9 protein-coding genes are annotated in these 13,099 nt (G+C 44.4%); 4 read left to right on the forward strand and 5 right to left on the reverse strand.

The window, feature by feature from the left end; genetic code table 11:
- Nucleotides 1-46 precede the first annotated feature (46 nt).
- Nucleotides 47-1,153 (forward strand): adenosylhomocysteinase, encoded by a 1,107-nt coding sequence (locus tag OCU49_RS12125; RefSeq protein ID WP_261840832.1) that lies wholly within the window; start codon nt 47-49, stop codon nt 1,151-1,153.
- A gap of 322 nt (nt 1,154-1,475) precedes the next feature.
- Here the strand turns inward: OCU49_RS12125 and OCU49_RS12130 are convergent, their stop codons facing one another.
- The 5 genes from OCU49_RS12130 to OCU49_RS12150 are packed head-to-tail and all read right to left on the reverse strand — an operon-like array spanning nt 1,476 to nt 8,839.
- Nucleotides 1,476-2,696: an MFS transporter gene (locus OCU49_RS12130; RefSeq protein WP_261840833.1), complete on the reverse strand. Its 1,221-nt coding sequence runs from the start codon at nt 2,694-2,696 to the stop codon at nt 1,476-1,478.
- Nucleotides 2,697-4,592, reverse strand: a complete 1,896-nt coding sequence (locus tag OCU49_RS12135; RefSeq protein WP_261840834.1) for an IucA/IucC family protein — start codon at nt 4,590-4,592, stop codon at nt 2,697-2,699.
- Nucleotides 4,589-5,779 carry a type III PLP-dependent enzyme gene (locus tag OCU49_RS12140; protein ID WP_261840835.1) on the reverse strand — a complete coding sequence of 397 codons (1,191 nt, stop codon included), beginning with the start codon at nt 5,777-5,779 and terminating at the stop codon, nt 4,589-4,591. Before OCU49_RS12140 ends, OCU49_RS12135 begins: the two co-directional genes overlap by 4 nt.
- Nucleotides 5,780-5,795: 16 nt before the next feature.
- Nucleotides 5,796-7,613: an IucA/IucC family protein gene (locus OCU49_RS12145; RefSeq protein WP_261840836.1), complete on the reverse strand. Its 1,818-nt coding sequence runs from the start codon at nt 7,611-7,613 to the stop codon at nt 5,796-5,798.
- A complete protein-coding gene (locus OCU49_RS12150; RefSeq protein ID WP_261840837.1) occupies nt 7,613-8,839 on the reverse strand; it encodes an ATP-grasp domain-containing protein in 1,227 nt (408 codons plus the stop codon). The genes OCU49_RS12145 and OCU49_RS12150 overlap by 1 nt, the downstream gene beginning before the upstream one ends.
- Nucleotides 8,840-8,961: 122 nt before the next feature.
- On the opposite strand from OCU49_RS12150, the gene OCU49_RS12155 reads away from it, so the two are divergent.
- The 3 genes from OCU49_RS12155 (at nt 8,962) to OCU49_RS12165 (ending at nt 13,090) form a co-directional block, all read left to right on the forward strand.
- Nucleotides 8,962-9,549 (forward strand): RNA polymerase sigma factor, encoded by a 588-nt coding sequence (locus OCU49_RS12155; RefSeq protein WP_261840838.1) that lies wholly within the window; start codon nt 8,962-8,964, stop codon nt 9,547-9,549.
- A gap of 13 nt (nt 9,550-9,562) precedes the next feature.
- Entirely contained in the window at nt 9,563-10,558 is a 996-nt protein-coding gene (locus OCU49_RS12160; protein ID WP_261840839.1) for a FecR family protein, read from the forward strand.
- A 114-nt stretch (nt 10,559-10,672) separates the two neighbouring features.
- Nucleotides 10,673-13,090 carry a TonB-dependent siderophore receptor gene (locus OCU49_RS12165; protein ID WP_261840840.1) on the forward strand — a complete coding sequence of 806 codons (2,418 nt, stop codon included), beginning with the start codon at nt 10,673-10,675 and terminating at the stop codon, nt 13,088-13,090.
- The last annotated feature ends 9 nt before the right edge of the window (nt 13,091-13,099 follow it).

Consider the following 13,099-nt stretch of genomic DNA (forward strand, 5'->3'; position numbering starts at 1 on the left):
TCTTTTACACAGTTGTACGACATAAGTAGCCCTAAGGAGTAAGGCCATGAACCCTTTGTTTATAAAAAGCAGACATTTCTTCGAAGATATTCAGCCAGAATACAATGCCAATCTGAACCTGGTTGTAGTTACCCATTTGTTGGATATGCCAACCTGCTATCTGGATTGTTTGGAAAGATTTGGTCGGGTATCGATGGTAATTCCCAAACCAAGAAGTATTGATCACAACACATTGGAGCTGGTTGAGAAGAAATTTCCGGTAGTTATTAAAAAGCGCGACCACCTCCAATCTCCAGAAGTTGCCGCTGCTATTCTCAACGATCATGTTCCCACAGGAGACTTAATAATCATTGATATAGGAGGGTATTTTGCCGCATCAGTCAGCCAGCTCCCGGAAAAGCTTCACGCCAACCTCAAAGGTATTGTTGAAATCACCGAAAATGGCCATCAGCGTTACAGCAGCCTTCCTGAATTGACTATACCTGTTATATCTATTGCCAGAAGCCCGCTTAAAGGCCCGGAAGACTATCTGACCGGGCAATCTATCGTCTATTCAAGTGAAGCCCTGATGCGCCAGTGCCATCACATCATGAATGGTGGCAATGCTGTAGTGTTTGGTTACGGGAAAATAGGCAGCTCAATTGCCAAAGCCCTGCATGCAAAAAACATCAACACAAAAATCGTTGAAATAGACCCCATCAGAGCGATTGAAGCACGCTCCAGAGGCTTCGACCTGATTCAAAAAGACGAAGCCTTACAACACAGTGACGTAATATTCTGCGCAACAGGCAACCAGTCACTGAGTAACCATGATTTTAGTCGTATCAAAAATGGTGCATTTATATTTTCGGTCACTTCATCGGATGACGAACTCGATCTGAAGAGGGCGGACAGCAGCTTCAATATCACTCCGGTAACAGAGCATGTCAGCCAATACGAAAGACTTGGACAGTATTTCTATCTAGGCAACCACGGTAACGCGATTAACTTTATACATAACGCAGAAGTAGGGCCCTATATTTATCTGGTTCAGGGGGAAGCCATCATGGCCGTCGATTATCTGCAAAACCATTCGCTTGAAAAAGGCATGGCTAACTTATCAGTCGCGCAAAGGCGCAAACTGGCAACCAGCTGGCTCGCACACTTCGGCTGATTCTCTGTCATAAGAAATTTTAGTCTTCTAATACAGCAGCAATTACTAACCGCTGCTTTAAGAAATAACTTTTAGACAAGGAATTCCTATATCAGACGTTAGATACAAACAGCTTAATTAACAGCCCTATAAGCATGCTTATAAAACGAGCTCTTGTCAGCAGAGCTCTTAGCGACACAAAATTTGTTAGTAAATGCGATTAGCAATAGATTTTTTAGCGGAAAGAGTTCTTAACTGAACACCTGCGTTGCAGAAAGAACTCTTTACTTCATAGCGTATTAAAGTTTTGTCAGTTAAAAACATCCCTTCAGTATTTCAGAGATCACTGTTCTGCAGAGGCTTCAGGTAAAGAACTGCGGTTTAACTTATCCCACGTAATGAACAGTACCAGTGAACATAATAGATAAACTGATGCTGCTACTGAAAAACCAGCCTCATAATCCCAGTAAGTCAGAATCAGAGCTCCCACACTTACACCTGCCAGATTACCAAGTTTAATGGTTCGCTGTGCGCGGCCAATGAGTAAACCTTGCTGTCGCTGCTCGGTCATCGAAATCATTAAGGCCTGTACCATAGGTAGCATTGCTCCCAGACATAAGCCCCAAATAAAGCGAACTATTAGCAAAATCAACCACTCAGTTTGCAGGTGTAGCAAATAACAAAGAGAAGCAAAGCTTGCAATTAGTGCGAGGAGCAATGGTTGATTCCCTGACCGTAAGCGATCAAAGCATTTCCCCCAATAGGGAGCACTGAACATCATTCCAACTCCCGCTGCACTGAACAACAGTCCGGTAAAAAATGGCGTTGCCACCAAATATTCTTCGGTATAAAGGGCAAAAAATGAGCTTGGAATTGACTTTGCTATCTGGAGTAGAAAAATGACTGATAAAAATAACCATATCAGATGCGTATATCTGCTAACGGTCATACCTTCATCAAGCTTTAAAGGAAAAGTTTTTGTTACTAAATTACAATCTTTATCGTCAGAACTTACACGCCACATTAGCAACACGGTGATAATTAAGCAGGTAATAGATGCAACACCAAATAGTGCGGTAAAACTTAGCCACTGGATCAAAATACCACCCAGTAAAGGACCAAAAATGGCACCTGCTGCAGTAGCTGACGTTAGCTGACCAATAACTGTAGATCGGCTCTCCTGTGGCGCAAGACTATTTGCCAGGCAAAGAACAGCCGTAATAATCCCTGCCAGCGCCCCTTGTAATAAACGGTAAACCAACACCTCCCAGAGACTGCTGCTGAAATACAGCAGCCCCTGAGTAAGAGCTAAACCTAACGATGCTCGTAAGACCATTTTCTTGTGCCCATAGCGATCTCCCAGCGCTCCCCAATACGGGGCCACTAGACCAGACACAAAAAGCGGAGCACCGTAAATCACAGCACTCCAGATTACGATATTTTCAGACTCAGGACTAAGTTGGCGAAGAAATAATGGCCAGAACGGCTCACTCATTTCCATAGACGCTATAGCCAGTAACTGACACCACCAGAGCAATACTATTTGCCTCTTCCAGTTAACCATCTAGGCTACTATCCCTTCTGTTAAAGGGTTCCTGACAGGTTGGCTTTGAGCATATTCAGACTGTCCCTGTAATCTCATGCGTAAAAATGCAGTACCTGGCCACGGCTGACGAAAAAAGGCTTCCATTTCATGTTGTAACGCCTGTTCGCCATACTTATCACCGTGAGCTTGTATATGTTTCTGTAGCAATGCAGAAACCTGTAACCAGAGTGCTTCAGCGGTCAGATCAAAATAGCCTTCCGCCAAACTAATGAGTTCTCCTATATGACTCTGTAAGACAGTATGAGAAAAATTAGCCCTGGTTTCATCAGTGGTTTCTACAAACACAGCTGACTCAGTGAAATTTATCGGCCAGCCACGATCTGAAAGAGTCGCTTTGTGAATACAAATCCCTCCAACATCCCGGTTAAGAAACCCTCTCAGCTCGCCTTTATCTGTAAAAACTACCATCATGTTTTGCTGATGTGCTTCTAAAGCCAATCCGTACTCAAGCAAAAGGCTCAGAAGTGCTGTAAGTAAGGTATCCACATAGTGACTAAACCATCTAATGGCCTGCGAATTGTTTCTAACTCCTGACAACAACATCAACTCAATAAATAAAGGAACCGGCTTCTCACACAGGGAATTAAGCGGACTTTCACTAAACAGAGCAGCAACAACAACTGCATGTTCATTTTCTGTAATTAAACGGCCAGGGTTACGCCGAAAAATTACTGACAGATATCGGTCATTATCACGTTCTTTTGTATCAACACAGGTATGCAACCCAACCTCATCCCACTGAAAGCGTAATACAGATGCAATATCAGACCGCAAAGTCAGGATATCCTGTAATACAGCAGCTATACGTGGAGCATTATCAACAGATGAGGCCGAAAGGTTACGCACGGAGCTTGTCATTTGTGCAGCAACAGGCAGTTTTATATAAGGCAATGAGGCATTCGTTCCCGGCGCAAGTGTACGACAGGACAAAGTAGCCAAAGCTGGAAAAGAGGGCCCTGAAAGCACAATTTTTTGCTGCTGTATTTCAACAGAAAATAAATCAGGTAAACGATGTTCAAGCTGCCAGGGATGGACAGGCACCGGTAAATAGTCATCTGCATTAACACCATTATTGTCCTGAAGTGAGACAAACCATTGCTGATACCAATCTCGAAACGTATTGGCAAACCATTGACAATAATTAAGATCGGGACTCAGAGTTGTCACCTTCAATAACGACCGGTGAACTGCAATAAGTACCAGCGGCACCGAATTATTAAACTCTGGGGAATAATTAAGTACTTCCCGAACAGATAACCCCAGCTTAGTTTTGCTGCCAGGATGATATGGGTGTCCAACAGCCGACCATTGCTCTATCAGAATAGCGCTATTAACTGCGGTACATTGTGAGGACTGCTGCCGTGCAGCATAACGGCTCCAGCACAGCAGATTATTGACACCCTGGATCTCGCATTGCTCACGAATAAGTTCGTCCTGATAAGTTCGCCAGTCAATCGTCAGCGCCTCATTATTCATGCTGTTTTGTAATTCATTACTGATTCTCTGCCAAGGATCCTCGTCTTTAAGGCTCTGGTAATCAGTAACTGTTAACAGCTTATTTAAAGCTGTTACAGGATCAGTAATATCCTTCTTTTCACTATTGCCATACCAAGTCAAAGAACGATAAGTCCGCAAAGCCCCAAGACTGTCATATTGAGGCTTAGCCAAAACCAAACATCCTTTAATGCTGGTCAGACATATACCTGTTTCATGATACTGCCAGCTAAACATCTGTTCTCGAAGAACACTGCGCAATAAGCGAAACAGGCCTTTAGCAGCAGCCTGTTGCTGATACTCAGGCTTGATTGCTACCTGAACATCCTGTTTTATTATTGCGTTGAGAGGAGCATTCATATATCTGCCTCCAGATAATGGAACTCGGGAGCAGGGTGGCAGAGAAACTGCTGATGGGAGATATTCCAGGCATATGCACCTGCCAATGGCATAATAAGCAAATCACCTACTGCTATTTTCTTAACCGGAGCCTGAGTAGCGATAATATCTTTTGGTGTACAAAGCTGACCCACAACAGTCACTGTTGTATCAGAGAGGCTATCTGCATCAGGAATATGATTATTCAGACAAACAAAAGGGTGACTATGGCCCTGTGCAGCCGGTAATCGAAACTGATGAGTACCTCCACGACAGATCGCAAAATATTCACCATGATTAGCCTTTAGATCTAAGACCTCCATCAGGTAATACCCGCTAAATGCAGTCAGATAACGACCCATTTCCAGGCGCAGTTTTAAGTTTTGATAGGCAGGTTTAGCTGCAAGCGCAGATATACCATTGGCAAACACTGACCACTCATACTGATTATCCGGCTGCCGATAATTAACACCTATTCCACCGCCTAAATTAACCACACGTAAGTCGACCGAAAACTGCAATGCCAATTCAACTGTACGATCGAGCAGAAAGTCGAGCATCTGAACATGCTTAGCAGCATCCAGCTGATGAGAAAGCGCATGGATATGAAAGCCTTGTAAATCCACCCATTCACTCGCCTTTGCTAACTCAATTGCACTGCCGATACCAGCTTCATCAATACCAAAAGCAGTCGCCCGGCCTGCCATTGTTAGAGTAGTTTTCATCGTGTCAGGTAGCACAGGATTCAAACGTAAAAGTATTGGCTGGTGACGTTTTTTTTCTGCAGCAATACAAATAACACGACGCAATTCACCTAAACTTTCGACATGTAAACAGTCGACCTCATTAGTAATTGCACGCTGAATATCACTATCGAGCTTACCGGGGCCGCCAAAAATATACGGCTTATTATTCAGATAAGGTTGAATCAGTTCCAACTCGCCACCTGAAGCTATTTCAAGACCGTCGACAAAGGATGCGACTGTACTCAAAACTCTTGTGTCCGGATTTGCTTTAACTGCATAAAACAACTCGACACTGCCCGAAAGATCTTCACATATAGTCTTTAAATGCTGCTCCATACTTGGTAAATCATAAAGATAAGCCGCCAGGGGCTCTTCGCTGGTTTGCTGTAGGCGCAATGCCTCCTGCTGAATTATTTCATTCACCTTGAACACAGTCGCCTCACTTATCAAATGGGTTAAAAGGGTTGTTCAGATATACATAGCCTGCTTCCCGGTCAGGACGCTTATTGATACGCACAAGCAAATTGGTTTTACTGGGAATAGGTTCGCCTGAAAGAAGGGCTTCCAAACGCTCATGCACTAGCGGATTAGTTGAAGCTTGCTGGTAATCATGAATTACCTGCTCAATAACGTCCCAAAGTTGGGACTCGGTGCTTTCCTGATTATTGGCAAGATAATTAACAGCTTCTGACAAGTTATTAATCAACAGGCAATAACGCACCCGGTTCCAGCCCTGTTCAAAACTGTAACGAACCGATGACTGTGCCCGTTCACTTAAGTCGGTCAGTTCACTTACTGGCCAGTATGAATCAACTAACTTAACGCCTTCGAAATCCCTGACAACGACACCACTTGGCCGGTTATTCCTCAGGCAAATAACCGTGTTTTGTAAATGCGGCTCAAAAATCACACCGTGTTCAAAGAAAGCCTGTAACATCGGTGGAATAATTGCTCTTGCATAATCATCTAACCAAACCGCTTTATCGATGATAGGAACCTTGTTAGCTAACGGCGATCCTTCTTGAAAAAGAGCACCCGCCATCACAGCTTGTTCATCATCCGCTAGTACACAGTGAATATTTTCCCTTACAACTAAACCAAAACCTTCCTGAATAAGGGTGTTATCTAAGGCATCAATATCTGGCAACTGTAAGGTCATGAAACCTGGTTCAGACAGTAAACGGAAACCCGTGTGTTGTGCCTGTAGGTCAGGCTTAATGACTTGCAAACGCCTGTGTAATGCCAAAGCTGTTTCTAGCTCGTAAATTGCATTCTTACGCACGCAGTTAGTAATACGTACATTCAGCGAGCCTTTAATAAACCAGGGGTTGTTTCGGTTATATAATGTTCGCACTGAAGCAGTAGCAGCGTATGGCTCACCGGCGGCACCCAGATATTCAATTAATCCATCAGCAATCGCTTGTTGCGTTGCAGGTAATGTAAGTACATAACGCGCCTGAGCGGGATGCAGCGGCAACAGGCCTTTGCCTGAATCGCGAGTCTTTAAGGGGCATATATCCTTGTGGAGTTGTTCTGGACGTAAAGGTGCGACGGTTTCACAGCGCAGCAAATCAGCACGTACACGGAACCAGTGCAATTGAAAATCCCCACGATACTCTGGAGCATAATCAGCTTCGTTTTCATGGGTTGGCCACTGACGGCTTTTTGGAGTGGGATGAAAGGCATGACCATAGGAAAGAGATTGCTCTGAAAACAAGTACAAGTCTTCTTCATACGTATTCATGGATGATAGCGATAAGTTATGCCTCTGAATCTCTGTTGTATTTTCCAGACTCAACCGGATTTGCTGAATGAATTCCAGATTAAAAGGTGCAGCTTCTGCTTCGCACAAATCAGCAACAAGCCAATTCGCCAATTGCATAGCATCCAACTCAGCCCAGGCTGCGTTATTTGCACGTAACGATCGACCTAATACCGGAAAAGCATAACGATAATTACCTAATAAGGTATGCCGACTGACGGCAACTATAATTTGTTGCTGGCTATGCTCAAGCTTGATTACTAACCAGCAACAATTCCGTTGCCGTTGCCTCCAGCCGAGCGGCAGGGTTTGAATGAGTAATGCTTCAGGATACTTTTCTAACTCTTTACGTGGCGAAGCGACTTCACGAATATAACAGTTGAGAAGGGTACGTATCGTGCTTTGCTCTGCAAGCCGGTGGGCACTGCCATATACGTTTTCATCGTGATCTTCAGTTGCTAACGAGAGCTTAAGAGCATTGTTGAATACGTTCATTAAGCTTCTCCGATAGCCGCGTTATTGTCGCTGGAAAAACTGATTGATAACTCAGATACAAGCTCTGTCATAACTTTAGAAAGCTGTGTTTCCGTTGGCCCTGTTCCCCGCAGAATGCTCAGGTAATCCCGGTTAGAATTATCTTGCTGATGATACTCACCCGACTTACACAAAGGTTCGTAATAAACAGTGCAGCCATCACGTTCTAATGTGCAGTTCCCAGGAACCTGATCAATAACACCGCTGCGATCAGCAATCTGGCAGTGGATTTGAGCATAATGTGATCCATCAGGTACCTGTGGCATAGCTAAGCCAAGATAAATATCTACAACCGCGCCAAACAAATTAAAGTGCAGTGCCTGCGCCAACAGAAAATCTGACTGATCACCGATATTTCGATAATTAATCTCGATCAGTCGAGGACCTTTATCGGTCATCACGAACTCAGTATGACAACTACTAAAACCAACACCGACAGCTTTAATCTGTGCCAGTAACGGTTCGATAATTTCAGCGTCAAGTTGACGGTTAAAAGTTTGGCCTAACTCAATAAAGTAGGGAGGTTCAGATAAGTAGGTTTCAAAACTGCCCATGACCTGTAACTGATGGCCGTCTCCGAGGGTTTCCAAAGTATGCAGGGCACCAGGGATATATTCTTCAAGTAACAATGCTTGGCCGGGGTTGCGTAACCAGAATGCCTGGCAAATAGACTTTAACTCTGCTTCGTCTTTAACAAGACTGACATTTTCACTGGCAACACCTTCAATTGGTTTTGCAATACAAGGAAAGGGGATCTCAACATCTGCAAGATCAGATGCCATTGAAACTGGCTTGAACCACAATGTATCCAGACCAGCATCCTGAATTACACGACGCATAGCCAGTTTATTTTTTGCCTGGAAGCAAGCTCGCCAGTCTTTATTCGGGAGCCCATAATAATCAGCGACGATGGCTGTAGATGTTTGCAGATGATCACTATTGGTAAAGATAGCTACGGGCTCAATAAAGTTTTGATTTAAAAGGTTTAAAATAGCAATTGGATTGAATACATCCACTGCTAATATCTCATCTGCATACAACAGGCCTTGCTCGATCAGTTCCTGATGAAGAACAGGCTGATCGGTAACAACCAGTAATGGTTGGTTACGACGTCTAAGCTCTGGAAGAAAGCCCTCCGTTATTGATGCAGTTGGAACATGAGCCACAATTACAAAATACTTATTCAATAGATTTCTCCAGAAATTTTTAAATCAGTTAATAGAAAACAACAAAGATACAATTGCGAATTATTATTATTAACGATTACAATGACGCCCGACTGATCAATTACCCAACCTGGGCGTAACAAATGAATAGCTTTTTTTGTGATTCAACACTGCAAAAAAGTGATGCGGGGGATACTTATGAGCACCCCGACAGATCTGATAAAACACAACAGGCAATACATATCAGCGAGCTGTATAAAGCCCATCGCCACGCATTACTTCTGCATCTACAGGCCGTAGTGAAAGACCGGGATATAGCCGAGGAGTTACTCCAGGAGACGTTCGTCAGAATAGCCAAGATGCCTGCTATAAGCGTCATCCAACAACCCAGACCATTCTTATTAAAAACCGCGAGAAATCTTGCTCTGGACTATATTCGCCAGCAAAAAAAACGTCCTACGGCAGAACTGGATGAAGTTGACATGGAATTTGTTTCTCAGGAGCCAGAACACCTTGATGTGCTGATAAAAGAGCGGCGCCTGAAACAGCTGAAGCAGGTCGTTACGGACTTACCTCCTAGGGCGAAAGAAGCGTTGATGCTTGCGAAGTACCGGGAGATGACCCTTAAAGAAGTTGCCAGAGAAATGGATATCTCTCAGACAATGGTTGAGAAACATCTGAAAACAGCCCTGCAGAAGTGCCGTGCGGCACTGCTCTCGGAAAAGCATTAGTTTGGAAATACGCATGACGACTAGAAGACAACAGCCTGCCAGCTCAATTTCTGATGATGTATTTGAGCAAGCCAGCAATTGGTTTTTACAACTTCAGGGTACGACCGACGAGGCACTTCTGAGTGAATTTAAGGGATGGTTAGAAACCAGTCCAATTCATGAAGAGGCTTACTTAGAAGTACTAATGCTATGGCAAGAACTTGATGAAACTGTTGCGGAAACCGAATCAGAAACGATTTTTGATATTAAACCTGCTGACATAAAAAACCATAAAAGCACTTCATTATCAAATACTAATACACGCTACATAAAGCCATTTATGCAATTAACTGCGCTTGCAGCTTGTATTTTACTGATGGTTTTTATTGTGCCACAGCACGTATGGCAACCTGCGGATTATGCAACTGCAACTGCTCAGCAACGAACGATCATTCTTGATGATGGCAGCAAAATCCATCTCAGCGCACAGTCAGCTGTAAACGTAGATTATTCAGCCAAGTCTCGAAATATCGAGCTTTTGTACGGCGAAGCATTCTTTGAAGTAACAGGCGATCCACAACGCCCCTTTAAAGTAGGGAGTGGTGATCAGACAGCTCAGGCAATCGGTACAGCATTCAACATAAGACAGCTTAACCAACAGGTTCAAACCACTCTGACAGAAGGTGTTCTGAAGCTGGATTTTAAAAAGCAGGGTACATTGCTAATCAATGCCGGACAACGGGTCGACTGGAACGGTCGTGGGCATCAGCTATCAGATGGGGACTATGCATATCTGCCAAGCTGGAAACGACACATTGTCCGGCTGGACAAGATGCCACTAAAAGACGCCGTTAAATTACTGAACCGCTATTATTCGCCAATTTTCAGAATTGCTGATCCAGGCCTGGGCGAAAAAACATTACAGGGTACACTCCCTCTGAATAACCTGGATACAGCCCTGAAAGTACTGCAGGATGCATTAAATCTGGAGTATGTAACTGTCTCGGATAAGTTAATCCTGCTTTATTAAATTTATTTCAAATATACAGGTTGGGTGTTTCATCCGGACTCCGTCTTATTAGTATCAATAATTCGAATGACAACGATTTGCATTCGTTAGCTGTAAGACAAACTGGAGTACCGGATGAAGTTTCCGCGTTTTACTGCGCTGCACACTGCAATGCAGGCACATAAAAAATCAAACTATAAACACATTCTCGCCCGTGGCGTATTCTGTTCATCAGTGCTGGTATCTGCTTTACCTGCTACCCTGGTAAATGCAGCAGACGCAAACCTGCAGCAATCCCATACATGGAACATTCCGGCTCAGTCTCTGAATATATCTATCACTGACCTGGCTGAACGTGCCGGACTGGTAATACTGCTACCACCTAACCAATTTGAGGCTGTTCAGGCTGTTGCTGTGCGAGGTGATATGTCTGTTGCTGATGCACTTAACAAACTGTTGCAGGGCACTGGCTACTCTTACGAAATTGAAAATGGCAATACACTTACACTTCACGAAGTCAGTAGTGAATTACCTCTGGTAAGACCTGAATCAATGCTGGTCACAGGCAACTGGCTGGATAATGTGGGAGATACCACAGTTCATGAGTTTCCCGGTGCCCGTAATATCCTCACTGAGGAGCAGATAGAAAAATCCGGTGCCTCGTCACTGACTGAAGCTTTTCGCAAAATCCCTGGTGTTCAGGTTCGTATACCTGCTGAAAGCTATGGTGCTAATCACGCATTAAGCGTCGGTGTTCGCGGCCTTAAATCCCGTTTCTCTGAAAAATCGACAATTCTGTTAGACGGAATGCCTCTGGCATTTGCACCTTATGGTCAGCCACAGTTATCGATCGCACCTATCGCATTAGGAAACTTGGCTGCAATTGATGTTGTTAAAGGTGGCAGTTCCGTGCGTTACGGACCACAGAACGTTGGTGGTGTAATTAACTTCGTTACACCTGAAATCCCGGAAGAATTGACCACCCGAATTAAACTTCGTACTGAAGGCGCAGTCGATGACGGTAACAGCGGCATTCTTGGCCAGACGAACGCTTTTGTTGGTGGCGCCATAGGCGAAAGTACTGGCATGGCGCTTATTTATTCAGGCAGTCATGGCAGTGGCTTTCGTGAAAACTCCGGTGAAGACATCGATGACCTGATGATCAAAGCCGAAACCTGGCTGAATGACAGCCAGAAGCTGGAAGGGCACGTGCGTCACTTTGTGGCTGAAACGGATATTGCCGGTGGCCTGAACCAGCAACAGTACGCTGAGAACAAATATCAGTCCCGCTATGACTACAACAGGTTTGATGGCGACAGAACAGAAGCCCGCGTCAAATATACTAACTTCATCAGTGATACACAGGAATTTGAAGTTCAGGCATTTGCGTCTAACACATCCCGCTTATACGGCTTGCAATTTAATCCTGACTCACGCCAGCGTTATGATGAATGGGACCGTGAATACAATGTTTATGGTGTTGAGCCGCGCTACAGTGAAGTATTCGACTTTGGCGATACCGAGCATGAAATTTCAGTAGGCTACCGGTTTGTCAAAGAAGATGCTGACCTTACCCGTTATCGCTGGAACAATTTTGCAGTAGGCAGTAATCCAAAAACTGTTGCCGGTGTTTTACGTACAAAGGATGAAACCGGTACGACGGCACATGCGGCTTACATTGATGACCGTATCAGTTTCGGCGACTTCACCGTCACCCCAGGGGTTCGTTTCGAAAACGTTGAAGTATTCCGCAAAAGTTTAGTGAAGAAGAATGTAGCCAATAACTTCCGGAATGAACAAAGCTACACAGAAGTGCTGCCGTCTCTGAGTACCAGCTACACCTTGTCTCCGGCGGTTACGCTGTTCGCTAATTACAATACTTCGTTCGGCACGTTACAGCATCTGCAGCTATCAGACAGCTCTACCAATAACCTGGATCCGGAAATTGCTAAAACAGTTGAGTTGGGCGGTCGCTATCAGGAAGGCAACCTGAATGCTGAGCTAACGCTGTTTAACATTAACTTCAATAACAAGTTGCAGTACGACGACACACTTGAATATCACGTAAACAAGGGCCGTACACATCACTATGGTGTGGAGTTAGGCGCCGGTTATATGTTCCCCGGTACCGGATTCAGTATTTACAGCAACCTGGCGTACACCCAGGCTGAATTCAAAGACGGCGACCTGAAAGGCAATGAATTACCTTACTACTCTAACTGGGTGGGTAATCTTGGTATGCAGTATGAACAGGGTAAATGGACCTACAACCTGGAAGGTTACGCTCAGTCTAAACAATATACTGACAACGAAAATACCAAACCTCTGACAGTTGTAAACAATACCTACTACAGAGGCCAGACACCTAACTTTGTTATCTGGAATACCCGTGCCAGCTATCAGTTTCAGCCAGCAAGCCGCGTATCTTTCGGTATTAAGAACCTGTTAAACGAAGACTATTACTCACTGAGCGGTCCGGATCAGCCATATGGAGCAGGTATTAGTGCAGGCGCGCCTATGACTGCCTATGCAGAATTGGAAATGGAATTCTGAGCAGGGACG

The sequence above is a fragment of the Aliamphritea ceti genome (genome assembly GCF_024347215.1).
In the GTDB taxonomy this organism is placed as follows: Bacteria; Pseudomonadota; Gammaproteobacteria; order Pseudomonadales; family Balneatricaceae; genus Amphritea; species Amphritea ceti.